This window comes from Gottfriedia endophytica (assembly GCF_017814275.1).
GTDB lineage: Bacteria > Bacillota > Bacilli > Bacillales > Bacillaceae_G > Gottfriedia > Gottfriedia endophytica.
Map to the genome: position 1 here is coordinate 56,382 of NZ_JAGIYQ010000007.1, position 19,871 is coordinate 76,252.

Below are 19,871 nucleotides of genomic sequence, written 5' to 3' on the forward strand. Positions count from 1 at the left end.
TTCCTTGTACTTTTCTAAAATATCCAATAGCCCAGTCCCTTTAGCTTCCTTTAACACTTCAGACGAGCATTGTATTCATTAAGCTTTTCTTCATGTTATCTAAATTCGATAAAATTCGATTATATTCCTGTTTCAGGCTAAGTAATTAGTAGATAGAAAAAAACACCGTTCTTTTAAAAACAGTGTTTAAATCTTTACAAGCAATATTAAACTTTCTAATAGATCAATTTGCGAATATTCTTACCCCTACTTCATACCTTTCTTAAACATAAAATATGAATAGGCCGTTGGAATAATGATAACAATTGCAATCATTGAGATAATAATTCCCGTACTCAAATACATAGGTAAAAATGGTGATACAAATATAACAATTCCTGCAACAAAACATATTTTCCCACTTAATCTGTGCGTTTTAATCCAAATATCTTCATTGCTTAATGTCCAAGGAGTACGAATTCCCATAAAATAATTAGATTTTACTTGAGGTAAATAGTTACCCATAACGATAAATAGTATCCCTACTAAAATTGGCACGATTTTTCCAATTGGAACATTATATCCAAGACATGATAAAACAGTAGCAATATTAATTAAAAAGAAGATAAGTGAAATTGTAAATATAATCATGTTATATGCTTTTGTAAAATTTTTATATTTTTCTTTTCTAGGATCAATTTTTGGGAGAAATAACATCATTAAATACATAAATATCAAAAATCCATTAAATATAAAAAATGCTCCTAATTTAGAAGAGTAACCATCCGGTTCACCACCTAGATCCCAATGAACAGGTATTTGTGCTGGTAAGCTATTGAAATTTACTAACCAAAAAACAATGGATGATATTATTACTAAAATAAAAAATAAATGCTTTTTCATTTTTCTTCTCCCCCATTTTTATCTTTCTTTTGGGTAAAATCATATGCCCAACTAATTAAATCTTGAAAAACAGTTGTATTTAATGAGTAATAGATGAATTGACCAATTTTCTCGTCTTGGATTAAATCTGCATGTTTTAATAATTTCAAATGCTGAGAAATACTTGGTTTTGACATATTAAAATGATCCGAAATTTCTCCGGCAGATAAATTCCTCTCTTTCAACAACTGTAAAATTTTTCTTCGCGTGGGGTCTGATAAGGCTTTAAATGCTTCATTCAAGGAAATCACCTCTACCATTCATCATTTAGTTAATTAACTAAATGCTATATCCTATGGTATTATTTGTCAACTCAATTTGTGAACCTAAATTTGGAAATTCACCACCTATTTAATGTACATCCCCATTCATCAACTTGTATAATGTTAAACAGTACTAAATGAAGGGATTGAAGGATATGACAAGAAAATTGTATTATGATTCACCAAATGTTTCAGAGTGGAAAACAAAACTAGTTGAAATGACTGAGGTTGATGGAAAATATCATATCCAATTAGAAGAAACAGCTTTTTATCCTGAAGGTGGCGGACAACCTTTTGATATAGGCCAAATTGATGGCATTAATGTGGTTGATGTATTTGAAAAAGAGTCAAAAATAATCCATGTTTTAGAAGGAAAACCATTACAAACAAATGTAGACTGTAAGATTGACTGGGAACGTAGATTTGACCACATGCAACATCATACTGGGCAACATTTACTTTCAGCTACCATAATTAAACTATTTGATATTGAAACAGTTAGTTTCCACCTAGGAAAAGATACCGTTACTATTGACTTAAATACAAACAATCTTACAAATCAACAATTATTAGACATAGAAAAAAGTGTTAATCAAAAAATTTATGATAATGTTGAAATTAAAACATACATAATTGATAAGAAAGATCTATCTTCCCTTCCACTACGAAAGCTTCCTAAAGTTGATGAAGATATTCGTATTGTAGAAATAAAAGACAATGATATTTCTGCATGTTGCGGTACACATGTGTCTCGAACTGGAGAAATTGGTTTAATTAAATTACTAAAAACAGAAAAGGTTCGTAATAATACGAGGCTACATTTCAAATGCGGGAAACGAGCTTTACAAGAATTTCATAAGGCCAACGAGATTATCTCTACCTTTACTTCTCTATACAGTACAAATGTCGATCTAATCATTGAAAAGACCAATTCAACATTATCAGAGCTTAAACAATTGAAAAAACAAAATGAAGTATTAACTGAAGAAGTTTTATTAATCGAGGCAGATCAAATTATATATAATAATAATGGGAATGTTGTTACGTTTGTCTTTGAAGATAAATCAATGAAAAATCTACAAAAACTAGCAAATTTAATTCACGCAAAAAAAGAATGTATCTTGTTATTAATGTCTTTAAGTGAAAATAAATTGCTACTTATGAGCAACACTAAATCAGATTTCCATTGTGGTAATGAACTCAAAAATGCGATAAGTTCCTTTAATGGAAAAGGTGGCGGAAATGCTACACAGGCGCAAGCAACTTTTTCATCCCAAGTGGAATTACAGTCTAGTTTTGATCTCATCAAACAAGAATTATTAAAAATCTAGTAAAAAGATATATTTTAAAAAATGTTCATTGAGTATAAAATCAGATAGGTTTTATACTCTTTTTTTTATTAATTACATCAGTAGACAAAACTGATTTTTTTTAATGGTTGCATAATAATTGAAGAAACCTTTTGGATTATAAAAGGTTGTTCCAATTTTATTTTATTTTTCTACATTAAAATTCATACTCTCCATCTCTTCTAGTAATAAAGAAGTTCCGAACTCTTTTCCTTGAAATTCAGTTATTATTTACTTCCCTAAAGAATTTTCTGTATTTTCAGAGTATATTTATGGATTTAATATCTGAATTGTATGATAATAAGTCTTATAAATTAATAAATATATGAAAAATCGAGGTAAAGCTATGTTAAGAAATCGGAATGTGTGGATTGTACTTATTGGGGAATTTGGAGCAGGACTTGGTTTATGGTTTGGAATAATTGGAAATTTAGAGTTTATGCAAAGATATGTCCCATCAGATTTTTTTAAGTCATTTATTTTATTTTGTGGGCTACTTGCTGGAGTGTTCGTAGGTCCCATTGCAGGAAGAATGATAGATGAATATTCTAAGAAAAAAGTGTTAATGTATAGCGGATTCGGTCGTGTATTAAGTGTTATTTTTATGTTTTTTGCAATACATTATCATAGTATTGTCTTGATGATTGTATTTTTAATATTTCTTCAAATCTCCGCTGCTTTCTACTTTCCTGCATTACAAGCATTAATTCCATTGATCGTAAAAAAAGAACAACTTTTAACATTAAATGGGATTCATATGAATGTTGCTACAATTGCAAGGATTTTAGGAACGTCGATTGGTGGCATATTAGTTGTTGCGACTAGCTTAACAAACATTTATGGTATGTCAATGATTGCATATGCATTTTTATTTGTCATGACATATTTTATTAATGTAGATGAAACACGTGTTGAAAGAACAGATAATAAAAAGGAAAAAGAGAAAACGAACTTTACCGAAATCTTTAAAATTATCAAGAACACACCGATTGTATTTAACGTCATTATTTTAAATATTGTGCCTTTACTTTTTATCGGTGGCTTTAATTTAATGGTTATTAAAATTAGTGATATACAACACAGCGCGTCTATTAAAGGTTATTTATATACTGCGGAAGGTATAAGTTTCTTGATTGGAGCATTTATTATTAAATATTTAACAAAGTATTTCCGTCCAAATCATCTTTTGTATTTCTTTACAGCAACAACTGCAATTGCTCATTTATCATTATTCTTTAGTAAATACTCCTCGATGTCAGTTTTTTCATTTGCCTTATTCGGCTTAAGCGTAGGGTGCTTTTACCCAGTAGCTTCAACCGTTTATCAAACATCCATAGACAAATCTTATCACGGTCGACTCTTCTCATTTAGAGGTATGTTTGAACGTGTTGCGATGCAAATCGTATTACTTAGTACAGGTTTTTTCTTGGATACAATTGGATTAAAATATATGGTTTTAATTTTCGGTGCAATTTCAATTATAATTGTTCTTAATTCCATTTGGAGAGAAAAGCATAATTTAGTTAATCCATATAATAAAGAAACACAAGGTTTTTCAAATTAAAGAGTTGTCATAAAAATTGCACCTCCAATTGTTAGTTTATTTTAACAATGGAGGTGCAATTTATTTTACAAGTCTAAATTGAAGTTTACTCAATTAAAAACCATATGCTGAGAATAAATCTCCGATACTCTCATAAAGATCAACCTTTTCCCACTTACCTTCAAATTCATAAGCTGTACATATGTTCCCTGTTAATTTATCTAAAAAAATTGGGTCATCTGTTTCTTCATCAAACCCAAAAATGATCCACTCTTCATTCCATGGATTTTTTCTACCAACGTCATTTGCAGCAACCTCTACTTCATCTTTCTGAATGAAGTAAATTGTCATGTTTTCATTTTCAAGTTCAGTTACTTTGAGTACTTCAATTCTGCCAAAAATCTCATTTATCATTACTATTCCACCTTTATTTCTGCCTGTGCTTTTCATCTCTACTACATTTATTACTTTTGCTTCCTCTTTTCTTTCAGTATACGTTTAATTTATGTAAAGTCAAAAGAGCTAATTCTATCTAATGGAATAGAATTAGCTCTAGAATTACTCTTTAAGTAGTCTATTTTGTTATAATACAAAATTAACTATTTTTTTCCTCAATTTTTCTTTGTTTTGTATCTGATAAATCAGAGTGGTCTTTGTAGTTTGGTTGTCTTTTACTACTATTATTTTTACGTCCACCATTTCCGCGTCCCATAATCATCCCTCCTTTTACACAGTAATGTTATTCTATGTAAAAGATAAGGAAGTATCCGTTTATCTTATTTTTCAAATAAATCCCATCACAAAACTAAATAGTTTATCATCCTACAGTGTTTAAAAAGTCCCTTTACTATAGAAGTAATACAAAACGCATTGAATTAGAAAGATAAACCAAAATCCAAATACAAACTTTACATGTTTTGTTTTATGTCTAAAAAAGTACATACCTAGAATTGATCCAACAGAGCCACCTACTATTGCTAATAGGAACAATGTACGCTCTCTAATTCTCCACATTCCATGTTTTGCACGGTACTTATCGAGTCCCATTACAAATAAAGAAATTAAATTAATAATGATTAAATATAAAACTAAATTATTCACGATTTGACCTCTTATTCCCTATTTATTTAATGAGTTCTACGAGCTTTGCATTCGTTATACTCACTAATTGGCTTACCTCAATTTGTAATTGAATGCCAATTTTCCCTCCACTGACAATAATTTGCGGAATATCCTGCGCTGATTGATCAATAAAAGTTGGATATAATTTTTTCATTCCAACTGGAGAACAACCACCACGAATATAGCCAGTAAGATTTAAAATTTCCTTTACAGGTACTAGGTCAACCTTCTTTTCATTAGCTACTTTTGCAGCTTTCTTTAAATCTAATTCTTCGCTCACCGGTATGATATACACAAATAGATTTTTTGATAGTCCGGATGCTACAAGAGTTTTGTATACCATTCGATGGTCTTTTCCAATCTTTTGTGCAACAGAAATTCCATCTATATTTCCATCATCATTCGTATAAGTAAACAGTTCATAAGGAATTTTTTTCGCATCCAGTATTCTCATCGCATTTGTTTTAGATACTGCCATATCAAACAACCTCTCGAATTTTTACTTCATTATAAAACAATATTATTTACATAGTAAATACAACGATTGATACATACATAACACATTGGGATGCTCATACTTATGCACTTTGATTCTGATTTTCTTTTTTATGAAAAATACGCATTTCAAGTTTTTGTAATGTCTTTGTTTTTGCAAATGCAAAAAGAATACATGCTGTCCATATAAAAAGAAACGAAATTAGATGTGTTTTCGTAAATTTTTCATGATACAGTAAAGTTCCAATAATTAAACTAATCGTAGGTGCAATATATTGCATAATTCCGATATACGATAAAGGAATCAATTGCGCTGCTTTCCCAAAATATAATAGAGGTAAAATCGTTGCAATTCCAGCCCCTATTAATAAGGGAATTTCGATCAAACTACCATTTATAAATCCTGAATGCCCACTTACGGCTAACTTTCCAAAATAGATTAACGCAATTGGAAAAACAACTGCTGTTTCTAAAAGCAAACTAAAAGTTGCATCTAAATTGATCATTTTTTTCAATAACGCATATAGAGCAAATGTAATTGCAAGCAAGAATGATATAAATGGAAACTTACCAAAGTTGACCGTTAAATAAATTACCCCAATAAATGCAATAACTACTGCTGTTAATTGCCAAATTGATAACCTTTCTTTTAATACAAATACCCCTAGCAATATACTAACTAAAGGATTAATGTAATAACCTAAACTTGCCTCAATAATATGATTAGAATTCACAGCCCAAATATAAATGAACCAGTTACCACTGATTAACAGAGCTGCTAATATAAGAGCAAATAATTTTTTTCGATTAGTAAGTAATTCCTTACATAAGGATATGAAACTATTCCACTTTTTACTTAGAATGACAAAAAATGTTATCGTAATAAATGACCAAATAATCCGATGTGCTAAAATTTCTAATGGTGAAACATACTCGACCAATTTCCAATAAATCGGTAATACTCCCCAAAGTAAGTAAGCTATAAAAGCATAGATAATTCCTTTGTAATGTTGATTCATATTTTTCCTACTCTCTCTAGAGAATCTTCTTATTTTTAAGCTCTTTTCTACGCTACACTTTCTGACTTTTCCTCAAAATTACTTTTTGGTAAAAATAGAACTAATAGGAAAGTGATAAATGCAAATAAGACACCAAATAAAGTTAAGAAATGATAACTATTTGAAACTGCGTTTTGAATTGAGTGTAGATCAACATTTGGCATGTTTTTCATTGAGTGTTCATTTAAGATTAATTTTTTACCATTTAAATAAGAAGATGTTTTGATTGTAAAGATTGTACCTAGTACTGATACACCTAACGTTTGTGCAAAGGTACTTAAAAATGAATTTGCAGCAGTTGCAATACCACGTTGTTTTTTTACAACAGATGATTGAATGATAATCATATAAAGTGGAAAAGACATTCCACACCCTAATCCTAAAACAGCATTCAATAAATAAATACTATATTGATAATTTAGTAAAAATGCATACGTACCAATTGAACTAATTAAACATAGGAATGTACCGATACTAATAATGGTTCTAGCATGATACTTTGCTAATAAACGACCAGATAAGAAAGACCCAATTGTCCAACTAAATGTTAATGGGATAAGAGTTAAACCTGATGTAGTAGCTGTCTTACCTAATGCACTTTGATTATAAACAGGAAGAAAAACTTCAACCCCAATTAATAGTGCGTTTGCAAATACCATTGCACCATAGGCTACAACTAAATTACGATTTTTAAATAATGATAGTGGCAATAAAGGTTCTTTTGCTTTAAATTCCACTATTATAAAAAGAATAAATGAAATTGCTGAAAATACATAAAGTGAAATCATTTTTTTGGAAAACCAATCTTGACTATCTCCCCCAATTACTAATGCGTATAGTATTGAGGATGTACTCAGAACAAAAATAAGTGCACCTAAATAGTCAATTGAGATCTTCTTACTTTTTACAATTGTCTCATCAAGGTATTTAATTAAAAGATAACAAGATACTAACCCAAAAGGTATATTAATAAAGAAAATTAGTCTCCATGATAAAAAGTCGACAAAAAATCCACCTACAAGTGGTCCAATAACACTTGAAATTGCCCACACTGCACTAATAAATCCTTGTACCTTCGCACGTTCATTAAATTGATAAAGATCACCAATAACGGTCATGGTTAATGGAAGTGCGGCTCCAGCTCCTAAACCTTGAATTGCCCTAAATATAATTAATTGTTCCATATTTTGTGCAAATCCACAAAGTGCTGAACCTAAAATAAATAGAATGATACCAAATAATAATAAATTTTTCCGACCAAATAAATCAGATAATTTCCCATAAATCGGTGAAGTAACTGTCATCGCAAGCATATATGAGGCGAAGATCCAACTCATTAATTCTACACCTGATAAATCTGTTGTGATTGTAGGAGTAGCTGTTGTAATAATTGTTCCTTCAATTGCTGCTAAAAAGACTGCTAATAGTAAGCCTAATGTTGCCAATTTAATTTTTGTTTGTTTTTGCATAAAGCTCCCCCTTTTTCAAAAATAAAGAAGCTCGAAAATGAGCTCCGTTATATAAGTTTAATACAAAGATGCGTAAATTGATAAAATTATATTATTTCGATAAACTGTTTTCGTAAACTTTGTTGCTATTTAAGAATGCGTTAGTTGATTACAATTCCAGGTTGCTCCCTTTCCGTGGGGCGTGAGCTGAGCCTCCTCGGCAAGCCTGCGGGGTCTCAGCCTTCCCGCTAATCCCACAGGAGTCTCGCACCTTCCATTGTAATCAACTTCTGTCTTTAAATTTAATAATCTCAAAAGCAACAAGCTTTTAGAAAAGAGACATCTATGCCCATAATATTCGCACCATGGCACATGAAAATAAGGTATTTCACCTAAAATGAATCTTTTAAAATGTTATTTTCTTGGTAGCCTTTAGATAAGACTATTTACCGTTTCTATTATTCCAATTAGCCTCTATAAACTCATCTCGACCAGACATCGCTCGATCTTCTTTATAATGCTTTGGATTTTTTTTGTGATAATCTTGATGATACTCCTCAGCTAGATAAAATGTAGAAGCGTTCAATATTTCAGTCACGATTGGTTTCTTAAATACTTTACTATCGATTAATTCTTGCTTTGACTGAATTGCTAATTGTTTTTGTTCATCCGTGTGATAAAAAATGGCAGCTCTATATTGTGGGCCTCGATCTTGAAACTGCCCTTCTGAATCAGTCGGATCAATTTGCGGCCAGAATAATTGTAGTAACTTTACATATGGAAATAAATCTGAATCAAATGTTATTTGTACCACTTCATAATGGCCCGTTGTTCCTTTTTTTACTTGTTCGTAAGTAGGATTTTCTATATGTCCCCCCATATAACCAGAAACAATTCCTTGAATACCTGGTAAGTCTTCAAATGGTGTAACCATGCACCAGAAACATCCCCCTGCAAAAGTTGCTTTCTCGATCATCTCTATTCTCCTTTACGTATGTTGTTTATATAATTAAATTATTATTAAGATTATTTGATAAAATTTATTATAAGTATATTCTACATAATAAAGGAGCTCAAATTATATGCTTTAAATTTGACGATTAGTTTGTAGAAACTTCTTTAAAAGCGGAATTTTGAAATGAAATCTAAAAATTCATTTTGTCTTGAGTGTTCATATTTCATAATGGCATACGTATTTGCATCAGGTAGACTAATAGAGTGACAGTTTACTTCAAGTAAACTACCTTCCAACAACTCCCTGCGGACAGTTGAAATTGGTAAAAATGAAACACCCAGCCCTTCTCTAATAAACCTCTTTGTGATATGCACTTGTGATACTTTCATCATTCTTAAAGATGGATATACGCTTTTTATTCTCTTAAGTAACAAATCCCAATAACCAGGGTGATTATGTGTAAGCAAGTAGTTATTATTTAAAACCTCTTCTTCATCCAAAGGTGGCCCAGATTCGAAGTCTCTTCCGTCATGCGCCGACACCAAGACCACTTTATCTTGATATAAAGGTCTGCAAGATAGATCATGGTTTGTACTATTTAAACAAGATAAACCTAGATCCACTTCTTCATTTAGGACAGATTTTTCCATATCGTTTGATTCAATAATCTTTACATTTATTTCTACGTCTGGATTTTTGCTTAAATATCTTTTTATCACTGCAGGTAAGATGGTATCAGCTATTAAAGGTGAAATCGCGATGGAAAGCTTTGATGAATACCCTTGACTAAGTGATTTCATATCCTCTAAACCCCGCTGATAAACCTTTATCAGCTCTTTAGCATGTGCGAGATATCTTTTGCCCTCTTCAGTCAACTTGATCCTTTTTCCATCGCGTTGAAAAAGAATAGAGCCAATTTCCTTTTCTAGAAGTTGAATATGTACAGTAACGGTTGGCTGAGAAATATATAAAATTTCCGCTGTTCTTCTAAAATTTTCACATTCTGCTGCAGTAATAAAAGTGTTAAGCCAACTAAATTCCATATTTACACTCCCTTATTAATATTTTTAATTACATTCTTCAAAAAGATTTAATTTTCTTAATATTGTTTATTGTATACACTAATAGTAGATAATGAAAAGGAGATGTTGATATGCAAAAGGGATTAAAAGGGATTGTTGCAACAGAAACATCGATCAGTTTTATTGATGGAGATAACGGAAGGCTTGTTTATCGAGGATATGAAATCAATGATTTAGCTAACAAATATTGTTTTGAAGAGGTTGCTTATTTATTATGGTATGGTCAATTTCCAAATGACGTTGAACTAAAAATTTTAAAAGAAGAACTCCAAAAAAACCGCCATCTTACTCCTTATCAAATTGAGATATTAAATAACTTACCGACCAACATGGAAATGATGAGTGTTTTAAGAACTATTATCTCTTCAGAAGGAACATCAGAATATAGTTGGAAACCAACAATTTCTCAAGCCATCAAATTAACAGCAATCATCCCGACCATTATTGCATATAGAAAAAGAAAATTAGATGGAAAGCCTTTTGTTCCACCTCGAGATAATTTGAATCATGTTGAGAACTACCTTTACATGTTAAATGGAACTGAACCCCAAAGTGCTCAAGTAACGTCACTTGAAAGTTATATGATTTTAACTTTGGAGCATGGAATGAATGCTTCAACCTTTTCTGCAAGAGTAACTGCTTCTACAGAATCTGATCTAGTTTCTGCTATCACTTCTGCTATCGGTACGATGAAAGGCCCGCTTCATGGTGGGGCTCCTTCTGGGGTCATTGATCTTTTAAATGAGATATCATCAGACGGAGACACCGAAAAAGTCATTCGAAATAAATTAAATCAAAAAGAAAAATTAATGGGATTCGGTCATCGTGTTTATATAACACACGACCCTAGAAGTATCGCGTTAAAGCAAACGTTATTAAAGTTAATCGGTGAAGATAAATGGTTAGATTTGGCAGTAGAGGTTGAAAAATGTGCGATTAGGTTATTAGAAGAATATAAACCAGGTAGAAAGCTTTATACGAATGTTGAATTTTATGCCGCTGCAATTATGAAATCAATAAATTTAGATCCTTCCCTTTTCACACCAACGTTTACAGCTAGTAGAATAGTAGGTTGGACATCACATGTCATTGAACAGGCAGAAGACAATACTTTATACAGACCTCAATCTTTATATATCGGAAAATTCATTAATGAAACTGTGAAATTTTAAATACGAAAAGGAGTTTTATCACACTAACTTATAAAAAACAAGGATGCTCCTTTATTTAAAAGTCTAGCAAATAATTTAAATTATTTGTAAGTAGATGGTTTTAAATAATATCACAAATTATACTGTTAGAAAAAGGATAGAAAAACAGAAGTATTCCTGCTATTTCTATCCTTTTTTGTACTACAAATGGCCACATTTACTACAACAATATTTTTATACCATATTTAACTAAGGCAAGCGTTACTTGCATAAGCACTATGTTCACTACTCTTTTCTTTCTACTCTCAAAAAAATATAACTAAATCTTTATAAATAGTTACCAATTAATTATATCAACTGAATCTAAATTCATCTCTTCATCAAAGGTTGCTATGATTGCATGTCCATCAAATAGTTCTCCAGTGTCGAAGTAAGCCTCAATTTCCCCATCCTTAATTACAAAAATGGTGTTTAGTCTAATCAACTCTGCAAAGTCTATTGAGGTAATATCATCACCTTCATTCCAGGAATCATTATATGTATTCAAAAATTCTTCAGCTATTTGTTGCTTTAAGATTTTTTCCAAATCAACAAACTTTTCTATCATAGCCCCAGACCTTTCAAATATTCTATCATTCAATTCTCCCTCAGTTTCGATGAGTAGAGTAACCGAATGGTTAGACGCACAAGAAATACTCCCTGATAATTGGTTAGAGTTTGGATTGTATAAAAAGTATCCTAATGAATCGTGACTAATCATTTTATATCCACTATCGTTCTGAGACAATTCATAAGAGATATTAAATTTATTTGGATAAAAGGATTCCTCTTCATATTTTACCATCCCTTTCCCTTCTACAAGGTACAATCTCTCAATTCTTTGCAACCATAACCCTGAGTAAAATTTTTTTGTTACCAGCAAACAAAGGCTAACTTTTCCATTCATAGAAAATTCTTGAAAAGATTTGAAAACAAAGACCCCGTTTGGATATTTACCTTTATTATATATATCTAAATAAGCCATTGGTTCAGGATAAACCGTTTGGCTACGATTTCTTGTACGACTATATTCAAAAACTACCTCGTCGTGATAGCCAAAAACAATGTCGTCTAAAAAAATAATAGTACCACTGTCATCAATAAAAGTACGGTTTTGTAATATTGAATCTTCTCCGTTAAAATTAATTCTTTTCATGTTCTCAGTAAGAGTAATGAAAGAAAACTTGTCTTGTTTTGATATATATTTCCCTTTGTATTCTTTAAAGTCATGTTCTTTTAGTGGAAAAAAATCTTTTAAGTGTATATCAAATTTTTTTAACCCTGATATACGTACTGAAATAGAATCTATTAATTTATTTAACATTACTTATTACTCCGTTTCTTTTCAAGATATATCCATACGTCTTTAATTGTAAGGTATAAAATCCATCTAAAACACCTCAATTATAAAGAGTATTTTTGGTTTAAGTATATTCCTTAATAAAATATACTGACCATTAGTTGAATCAATAGATCTGCGACTTCTTTGACTGTGAAATCTGTCAAAAAACACATCCAAAATAATAGATTTAGCTATTGTTTCTCCATCTTCATTACCATCTAAATACTTTCTTACTGCTCGTATTTACTTTTGAAGAGAATTTAGCCATAAAAAAATGCACCTTCAATTGTTAGACTGTGTCTAACAATTTGGGTGCAGTTCATATATAAGTGATGGATTAATTCAATATAATGTGTAACATTAAAGATACTTTACTATACTTATAACAAGAACGTACAATCACTTGTCTTAATTTTACAAAGTACCTTGTTTTTTATAATTAGTCATTAAAACCAAAGTAATATTTAAGTTTATTAAACAGTTAGATTGAGATTATTGTCTTTTTTGTCTTTCTTAAATTGAAAATACATAACAAATAGGACTAACAAAAGTTGAGGTATAACACTTTCTAAAGAAGGATACAATCCAATTTTAGAAACTACAGGTACAAAATTAACATAATGACTTGGCATCATATTAATGGCTTGTAATGAGTGAACACTTTGCCCTATAAATTTGAATGTTAAATAATAAATACATAGACTTGCTATTAGGAAAAATGGTTTTAAAGGAATCTTATAACTTCCTTTTAAAATAAAGAACCCAATGATTCCAAGAAGTAGTACTCCCGCTAGGAAACCAAGTATTAATTGACTAAGTTGAATAGAGGAGCTCATTCCAATATAGAAAACAACAGTTTCAGCGCCTTCTCTAAAAACAGAGAAGAATGATAAAAGACTAAGAGTTACTATTCCACCATTTGCAATTGCCGTCTCAGCTTTAGCCGTCATTGTTTTTCCGTACTCTTTTTGTCTAGATTGGTTATGAAGCCAAATACCAACTGTAATCATAAATACTACTGCAACTAATCCTGAAATTCCTTCAATTAATTGATTACTTAGTCCTGCAGACACTTTTGATAGGAAAAACTTAAATGCTAATCCAGCTAGTAAACTAGCAATTATCCCGAATATTCCACCTAAAAATATCCATTTTTTTGCTGATTGATTTTTATTTTTGGTAGCAATGGCCAATAATGCAGCTATAATAATCAGTGCTTCTAAACCTTCACGAAACACAATTGTACCTGCATCAATCATACTATAAGAAGCCTTCTCTGATGCTTTATTTAAGTTACTTAGTAATGCTTTAATTGTCTTTTTCGCTTCAATTAATTTAGCTGGATTAGAGAGCTGGCTCATTGCAACAGTTGTATCATTTTCAATCTGATGATACAGTTCCATCGAATGACTCTGTACTTCTCCCTCAACATACGGCCAGTCTTCAACGAATTCTTTAAATGATTGCAATGCTTCTACTCTTTTATTTTGCTGTATGCTCTCTAATGTACGATTTATTATTTCAATTGACTTTGTAAGTGATACATTTTTTGAACCATTGACTACTTGATCAGGTTTAACAAATGCATTTTTTAATGATATAAATGATGTTTGAACGTTTTGGTAAACTGGTTTATCAGTAAATAAACTAGCTCGCGCAGTCAACATTTTCGATTCGATACTACCATATAGCCCAATATTTGCACTTCGAATACTGTTTTCGACAGTATACCAATGATGTTCAAATTGTTTATAAGCTGCCTTTGCGCCATCCCAATTTCCTACTTTTGAATAAGAAAGAATTGAATTTACATCTGAAGTTAAAAAATAAATTTTATTCGAATCAACTTGTTTCTTATCAGTCGTTTTACTTATCCATTTCTCAGTTTCAGTTGCAATCAAACGAAGATCATAATTAACATCATCGATTTTATTATGATGAAGTGCATCTATACTTTTCGAAACTACTTTCTGTAGATTTTTTGTTTTTGGTTGATTTTTAATGATGATTTGAATTGAAAGTAAGTCTTGTTCAACTTTAGATAGATTCCCTTGTTTTGACTCAGTTAAAGCATCTCCAATATATGAAAGCACATCCTGTTGTTCCTTTGATTCTGCAAAAATTGAATGGATTGGAGTACCTGAGAAATAGATCAATAAACATAGTATGAAAGTTGTTATTATTTTTTTCATTTAAACCACCCCTAAATCAATCCTTCTCCAATATAGCTTCCCTTTTTCACTCCAGGAAAACATGCAAAAATTGCACTACCGTTATGAACTATGTACTCATTTAATTTATCCATTTGGGCAAGCCTATTTTGCATAGGAACAAATTGCTTTAATGGATCTCGTTGAAAACTTACAAACAGAAGACCTGCATCGATTTTCCCAGTTTGATTATCTAAACCATCCGTATAAGAATACGAACGACGTAATATTCTCATTTTCCCATCACCATGAGCAAGTGCAGTATGCGAATCCCTTGGAATCATTGGTTGTCCGTTGATATCCTTTTTCTTTAAATCTAGGTTTGTAAACTCATCTTTTTCACCTATAGGTGCACCAGAAATACGGTGCCTTCCAAAGGTATGTTCTTGATCTTTTAACGCACTTCGATCCCATTCTTCAACACGAATTTTTATTCTTCTTGCAATTAAATAAGATCCTCCTGTTAACCAATTTGGCCCGTCACCATTTTGAACCCAAACCTGTTCATTCATTAATTGATCATTTTTAACATCTGGATTCCCTGTCCCATCTTTAAATCCCATTAAATTTCTTGGTGTACTTCCACTCGGATCAGATTTAGCTGAACGTTGGAATCCGTGTTGTATCCATTTTAATGATACCGTTCCACGTCCTATTCGAATCAAGTTTCTTATTCCATGAAATGCTACTTGTTGGTCGTTTGCACAAACTTGAACAACGATACTACCATCATTCCATTCTTCTTTTAAGTCATCTCCTGGAAAATATGGTAAGTTTTTTAAACTAGATGGTTTTTTATGTTGAATAGATAAATCTTCAAAAAACTGAGGACCTACTCCAAATGTAAACGAAATTTTCATCGGATTTAAACCGATTGCCTCACCAGTATCATCTGGGGGAGATGAAAGTAAGGGTGATGTATTACCAATTTCTTTCCCTTCACTCATCGCCAGAGATGCTTTTGTCCACTCTTTGAATAAATTTTTTACTTCTTGTATATCTTTAGTTTCTAAATTAAATGATGCTAAATAGATAAAATCCTGAGCAGGTGTAATAATACCTTGTTGATGCTTTCCGTAAAAAGGTAATATTTCTTCTGCTTCCGCTCGATTAGCACCAAACAAACCTGATACTTTCTCATTTGCACGATTTAAACCAGTTGCTCCTATTATTAATCCTGCACTACCAACACCGAAAAGCTTCAAAGCATCCCTTCTACTAACTTTACTATTTTCAAGCTTTGACATATTAATTCACCCCAAGAGTTGTACCAATTTTTGAAATTGGTTCGGCCAATGCATCAACTTGTTGAGATAACTTCTTTACTTCATCCTTTTTTAACTCTGTATATGAAACGTATTGATCACCACGTTTATATTTGTTTAAATTTGACATTAACTCATGAAAACGAGTTTCGATGGTAGATCCTAATTTAAGATTTTTTTCTTTAATTTTTGGCATTAAAAGCTGTGCAATTTTTTCTGAGCCTTCAACATTAGCTGCAAAGTCGGCTAAATCAGTATGTGAATAGCGTTCCTCTTCTCCTGATACTTTTGAAGTTGATACTTCATTTAATAATTCAACAGGTCCCGTTACAAATAAAATAGGATCTATTTTAGCAGTTTCTACTTTCGCTCGTAAGTACTTAGCGTCTGACATTAATTGTTCAGTTACCTTTTCAAGACCTTTCGTGGTGTTATTAACCCATAAAGTTTGTTCAATTTTATGGAAACCTGACCATTCATTTGCAGGAACATCCCCTTCTCGCGCATCAATTTTAGGATCTAAATCACCAAATGATTCAGCTATTGGTTCGATTCTTTCATAATATGAACGGCTTATAGGATATAATCGCTTCGCTTCATTGATATTTCCACTATTGATTGCATCTACGAATTTTTGGGTACTTGAAATGAATTCTTCAGATTGAGAAACAACGTATTCCCGATAACTAGTAATCTCTGAATCTAAATGAACAGCATTTTGAGCGTTATTTTTATTCTCTACTGTACTTTTTGTTTCTGTTTTAGTTGAACATCCTACAACTATTAAGCTTGTAGCGATCGTCATTGTAACCAATTTCGCATGTTTTTTCATAATACCTAATCCTCCAAAGGTGTTTCTATGTATTTATTTACATTTCGTATTAATAACGAAAATCATTCTCATTAAGCATGATAATATAGATGAGAATGATTTTCAATATCTTTTATTAATTTTTTCTAATAATTTATGAGATTTCGATCATTTTCCACTTTAAAAATAGTCTAAATGCACCTAACTATCTTCTACTACGTATCGACTTCTAAGGCATAAAAAATAGTCCCAAATAGGACTTTAGTTTTTTTGATTCGCATAATTTAGTTGAAATAATTCGTAAAAATAGTCATTTACAAATAGTTGATTAGGATCTACTTTTTCTCGAATCTTTAAGAAATCACCTATTTTAGGATAAATTTTTTGAACTTTTTGAAAAGATAAAGTATGCATTTTTCCCCAATGAGGTCTACCTTCATATTCCTGAAGAATATTTTCTACTTCTTTAAAATAATGTTCGTAAGGCATTCCTTTAAACATATGTACTGCAATGTAAGCAGAATCTCTTCCATTTGCTGGACTTAACCAAAAATGATCACCTTTAACAAATCGACATTCAATTGGAAAATGAACTTGTATTTTTGTTTTTCGATTACATCTATTATTCTAGTAAATGCCTCAACCATATATTCTTTTGGAATGTTATATTCCATTTCATTGAATTTTACTTTCCGTTCTGTTGAAAATAACTCGTGACTATAACCAATCATTATTGAATTCGGAACACTTTTTGCAGAAATTCTACTAACTATTCTGCTAAGCTTAGGAAATAGTCTAACCATTTCACTCATTAAGAAAAATAGATTATTTTCTAACGTACTGATTTTCCACTTTTCCCATTTTAATGATTTTGATTCTTTTAGAGTCATATTCATTGTTTTTATTTGAATTTCCTTTGCATACGGAAATAAATAAAATTCAAAATGTTTATTTATCGTTTTCAATTCTTCTAGATTGTTTTTTAATTCTTCAACTATTATTCTTTTACTCTTATATTCGTACGTTGCAAGAGGAATTACTCTGATTTTCATTTTCACAACGATTCCTAATAAACCGAATGAAACACCAATCGCATGAAATAAATCGGAATTTATTTCGCGTGAACAAGTTACTAACTCCCCTGTCCCTAATATAACAGTAACTTCTTCCAGCTGAGTTGATAAAATTCCAAAATTATTGCCTGTGCCATGCGTACCAGTCAATAATGCCCCCGCCAAAGATTGTACATTAATATCTCCTAAATTTTCTTGAGCGTACCCTTGTTTTGCTAGTTCGTTTCCAAGTGTCGATAATTTCGTACCAGCCCAAATCTCTGCAATCTGTTTTACTTTATCAATATTGATTAATCCTTGTAAGCGGTCTAATGATATGAGGAGATCAGTTGAAGTAATAAGTGGTGAGAAGGAATGTTTCGAACCCATCATCCGGATTTTTCTATTTTGCTCATTTGCTAATTTTACGATTTCAACTATTTCATGTATTGAATTTGGATAGAGTATTTCTTTCGGGGAAAACGAGACACTTTCAGACCAATTTTTTACTAGACTTTGATTCATAAATAGCATCCCCCATCTCCACGGTATGTTGGATATTGATCAATAATCTTATTATCTTTAATGATATAAAAAAATGAAAATCTTTCTGCGATTTCACCGGATTTACTTGGCCTGAAAAGAATTGCATCTCCAATTTCCAACTTCTCTTTACCCTTATAATAAATTGGTGTTTGTACTTCCCCTGCACCTTCTACTTGAAGAAGTTTACATTTTTCTGGAGAAAAAGGTGTAGGCAGTTTCTCCTTCCCTACAGATCCTGAAGCAATGAATCCACCACTAGTGCAGGTATAATAATGTTTTTTTGGTGTTCGAACAATTGGAAGTGCAAAACCAATAGCAGGCTCATATTGAAAATACAGATAGTGGTCAAATAAAGTAGGCGAAAAAAAGCCAGAGCCTACCGTCACCTCACTCACTTTTTCTTCTAATGAAGTAATATGTAAACTCCCCGTTCCTCCTCCATTAATAAACCGAAGTTTAAAACCATCTTTTTCAATATGTCTTACAATTTCTTTTCTTCGTTTTATATATTCATTTATTGATTTTTTCTTTAATAAACGAATAACTAAATTTGAAAATAATTTACTCTTAACTTTATCCCCTACGCCAGCAATTTGTGCTTCATATCCCATTAATCCATCTAATTTCACATTTAATTTTGTTAATAAAAATGTTAACAATGGAATAATGTCCTTAATTGTTTTTAATGGCGACCTTCTAACACCAAAATGAAACCCAAAAACGTCATAACTCATATCAATATCTAGACAGACCGAAAAAATAATATCGTTTTTTGCTCCAATCTGTTCAAGTAAATTGATTTGTTCAATCGAATCTACCATAAACGTGATTAATTTACCTTTTTTAATTTGATGGATTAATGAATTGATTCCCTTCTCATCCATAGTTGGATAGCCCATTAAGATATCATCAAAGCCATTTTCAGCTAATAAAACGGCCTCATGTGGGTTAAAACACATCAGACCATGAAAACATTTGTCGCTATTTAGAATATATTTTAGAACTTTTATACATCGTATGGACTTTGTGGCAATTCGAATTTTTTTACCGTTTGATTTAGATGCAATGGATTTTACATTTTGTTCAAACGCATTCCAATCAATATATGCACATGGCAACGCAACATCTTTAAACATAGAACGATCAACCATTTTTCATCAAACACCTGCCCTTTTTACTAATTGTATGCATGGGCAATTCTTGTCACTACTTGATTGAT

17 protein-coding genes and 1 pseudogene are annotated in these 19,871 nt (G+C 31.3%); 3 read left to right on the forward strand and 15 right to left on the reverse strand.

The window, feature by feature from the left end; genetic code table 11:
- Positions 1 to 246: 246 nt before the first annotated feature.
- Both J5Y03_RS11795 and J5Y03_RS11800 read right to left on the reverse strand, forming a co-directional pair.
- A complete protein-coding gene (locus J5Y03_RS11795; RefSeq protein ID WP_209405845.1) occupies positions 247 to 882 on the reverse strand; it encodes an SdpI family protein in 636 nt (211 codons plus the stop codon).
- Positions 879 to 1,163 (reverse strand): autorepressor SdpR family transcription factor, encoded by a 285-nt coding sequence (locus tag J5Y03_RS11800; RefSeq protein WP_209405847.1) that lies wholly within the window; start codon positions 1,161 to 1,163, stop codon positions 879 to 881. The genes J5Y03_RS11795 and J5Y03_RS11800 overlap by 4 nt, the downstream gene beginning before the upstream one ends.
- Positions 1,164 to 1,339: 176 nt before the next feature.
- Here J5Y03_RS11800 and J5Y03_RS11805 point away from each other — a divergent pair, with 176 nt between their 5' ends.
- Complete coding sequence (locus J5Y03_RS11805; RefSeq protein WP_209405849.1) at positions 1,340 to 2,515, forward strand: alanyl-tRNA editing protein; 1,176 nt, start codon at positions 1,340 to 1,342, stop codon at positions 2,513 to 2,515.
- Between the two features lie 364 nt (positions 2,516 to 2,879).
- Positions 2,880 to 4,097, forward strand: a complete 1,218-nt coding sequence (locus J5Y03_RS11810) for an MFS transporter (RefSeq protein WP_209405851.1) — start codon at positions 2,880 to 2,882, stop codon at positions 4,095 to 4,097.
- 93 nt (positions 4,098 to 4,190) lie between these two features.
- Here J5Y03_RS11810 and J5Y03_RS11815 read toward each other — a convergent pair whose 3' ends face one another.
- The 7 genes from J5Y03_RS11815 to J5Y03_RS11845 form a co-directional block, all read right to left on the reverse strand.
- Positions 4,191 to 4,490 carry a hypothetical protein gene (locus J5Y03_RS11815; RefSeq protein ID WP_209405853.1) on the reverse strand — a complete coding sequence of 100 codons (300 nt, stop codon included), beginning with the start codon at positions 4,488 to 4,490 and terminating at the stop codon, positions 4,191 to 4,193.
- Positions 4,491 to 4,907: 417 nt separating this feature from the next.
- Positions 4,908 to 5,177 (reverse strand): DUF1294 domain-containing protein, encoded by a 270-nt coding sequence (locus J5Y03_RS11820; protein WP_322099576.1) that lies wholly within the window; start codon positions 5,175 to 5,177, stop codon positions 4,908 to 4,910.
- A 22-nt stretch (positions 5,178 to 5,199) separates the two neighbouring features.
- Positions 5,200 to 5,676: a Cys-tRNA(Pro) deacylase gene (gene ybaK, locus J5Y03_RS11825; RefSeq protein WP_209405855.1), complete on the reverse strand. Its 477-nt coding sequence runs from the start codon at positions 5,674 to 5,676 to the stop codon at positions 5,200 to 5,202.
- 100 nt (positions 5,677 to 5,776) lie between these two features.
- Positions 5,777 to 6,712 carry an EamA family transporter RarD gene (gene rarD / locus J5Y03_RS11830; RefSeq protein WP_209405857.1) on the reverse strand — a complete coding sequence of 312 codons (936 nt, stop codon included), beginning with the start codon at positions 6,710 to 6,712 and terminating at the stop codon, positions 5,777 to 5,779.
- Between the two features lie 47 nt (positions 6,713 to 6,759).
- On the reverse strand, positions 6,760 to 8,220 hold the full coding sequence (locus tag J5Y03_RS11835; RefSeq protein WP_209405860.1) for an MDR family MFS transporter: 1,461 nt from the start codon (positions 8,218 to 8,220) through the stop codon (positions 6,760 to 6,762).
- A 421-nt stretch (positions 8,221 to 8,641) separates the two neighbouring features.
- Complete coding sequence (gene msrA, locus J5Y03_RS11840; protein WP_209406130.1) at positions 8,642 to 9,172, reverse strand: peptide-methionine (S)-S-oxide reductase MsrA; 531 nt, start codon at positions 9,170 to 9,172, stop codon at positions 8,642 to 8,644.
- Between the two features lie 146 nt (positions 9,173 to 9,318).
- Entirely contained in the window at positions 9,319 to 10,197 is an 879-nt protein-coding gene (locus J5Y03_RS11845; protein WP_209405862.1) for a LysR family transcriptional regulator, read from the reverse strand.
- Between the two features lie 110 nt (positions 10,198 to 10,307).
- On the opposite strand from J5Y03_RS11845, the gene J5Y03_RS11850 reads away from it, so the two are divergent.
- The gene (locus J5Y03_RS11850; RefSeq protein WP_209405864.1) at positions 10,308 to 11,408 is read left to right on the forward strand and encodes a citrate synthase/methylcitrate synthase; all 1,101 of its coding nucleotides are present in this window, start codon (positions 10,308 to 10,310) and stop codon (positions 11,406 to 11,408) included.
- Between the two features lie 316 nt (positions 11,409 to 11,724).
- Here J5Y03_RS11850 and J5Y03_RS11855 read toward each other — a convergent pair whose 3' ends face one another.
- From J5Y03_RS11855 to J5Y03_RS11880, 6 genes and pseudogenes are all read right to left on the reverse strand, one after another.
- Positions 11,725 to 12,750 (reverse strand): DUF2262 domain-containing protein, encoded by a 1,026-nt coding sequence (locus tag J5Y03_RS11855; protein ID WP_209405866.1) that lies wholly within the window; start codon positions 12,748 to 12,750, stop codon positions 11,725 to 11,727.
- A gap of 491 nt (positions 12,751 to 13,241) precedes the next feature.
- Positions 13,242 to 14,960, reverse strand: a complete 1,719-nt coding sequence (locus J5Y03_RS11860) for an FTR1 family iron permease (protein WP_209405868.1) — start codon at positions 14,958 to 14,960, stop codon at positions 13,242 to 13,244.
- An 11-nt stretch (positions 14,961 to 14,971) separates the two neighbouring features.
- Positions 14,972 to 16,225: an iron uptake transporter deferrochelatase/peroxidase subunit gene (gene efeB / locus J5Y03_RS11865; protein WP_209405870.1), complete on the reverse strand. Its 1,254-nt coding sequence runs from the start codon at positions 16,223 to 16,225 to the stop codon at positions 14,972 to 14,974.
- A 1-nt stretch (position 16,226) separates the two neighbouring features.
- A complete protein-coding gene (gene efeO, locus J5Y03_RS11870) occupies positions 16,227 to 17,075 on the reverse strand; it encodes an iron uptake system protein EfeO (protein WP_209405872.1) in 849 nt (282 codons plus the stop codon).
- A 240-nt stretch (positions 17,076 to 17,315) separates the two neighbouring features.
- Positions 17,316 to 18,640 (reverse strand): annotated as a pseudogene (locus J5Y03_RS11875) (D-arabinono-1,4-lactone oxidase).
- Positions 18,628 to 19,803 (reverse strand): alanine racemase, encoded by a 1,176-nt coding sequence (locus tag J5Y03_RS11880; protein ID WP_209405874.1) that lies wholly within the window; start codon positions 19,801 to 19,803, stop codon positions 18,628 to 18,630. The pseudogene J5Y03_RS11875 and the gene J5Y03_RS11880 overlap by 13 nt, the downstream one beginning before the upstream one ends.
- Positions 19,804 to 19,871 lie beyond the last annotated feature (68 nt).

Excerpts from the sequence above, each read along its gene's own strand:
- J5Y03_RS11795 (WP_209405845.1), bottom strand. The coding sequence starts at position 882 with ATGAAAAAGCATTTATTTTTTATTTTAGTAATAATATCATCCATTGTT.
- J5Y03_RS11805 (WP_209405849.1), top strand. The coding sequence starts at position 1,340 with ATGACAAGAAAATTGTATTATGATTCACCAAATGTTTCAGAGTGGAAA.
- J5Y03_RS11810 (WP_209405851.1), top strand. The coding sequence starts at position 2,880 with ATGTTAAGAAATCGGAATGTGTGGATTGTACTTATTGGGGAATTTGGA.
- J5Y03_RS11815 (WP_209405853.1), bottom strand. The coding sequence starts at position 4,490 with ATGATAAATGAGATTTTTGGCAGAATTGAAGTACTCAAAGTAACTGAA.
- ybaK (WP_209405855.1), bottom strand. The coding sequence starts at position 5,676 with ATGGCAGTATCTAAAACAAATGCGATGAGAATACTGGATGCGAAAAAA.
- rarD (WP_209405857.1), bottom strand. The coding sequence starts at position 6,712 with ATGAATCAACATTACAAAGGAATTATCTATGCTTTTATAGCTTACTTA.
- J5Y03_RS11835 (WP_209405860.1), bottom strand. The coding sequence starts at position 8,220 with ATGCAAAAACAAACAAAAATTAAATTGGCAACATTAGGCTTACTATTA.
- J5Y03_RS11845 (WP_209405862.1), bottom strand. The coding sequence starts at position 10,197 with ATGGAATTTAGTTGGCTTAACACTTTTATTACTGCAGCAGAATGTGAA.
- J5Y03_RS11850 (WP_209405864.1), top strand. The coding sequence starts at position 10,308 with ATGCAAAAGGGATTAAAAGGGATTGTTGCAACAGAAACATCGATCAGT.
- J5Y03_RS11855 (WP_209405866.1), bottom strand. The coding sequence starts at position 12,750 with ATGTTAAATAAATTAATAGATTCTATTTCAGTACGTATATCAGGGTTA.
- J5Y03_RS11860 (WP_209405868.1), bottom strand. The coding sequence starts at position 14,960 with ATGAAAAAAATAATAACAACTTTCATACTATGTTTATTGATCTATTTC.
- efeB (WP_209405870.1), bottom strand. The coding sequence starts at position 16,225 with ATGTCAAAGCTTGAAAATAGTAAAGTTAGTAGAAGGGATGCTTTGAAG.
- efeO (WP_209405872.1), bottom strand. The coding sequence starts at position 17,075 with ATGAAAAAACATGCGAAATTGGTTACAATGACGATCGCTACAAGCTTA.
- J5Y03_RS11880 (WP_209405874.1), bottom strand. The coding sequence starts at position 19,803 with ATGGTTGATCGTTCTATGTTTAAAGATGTTGCGTTGCCATGTGCATAT.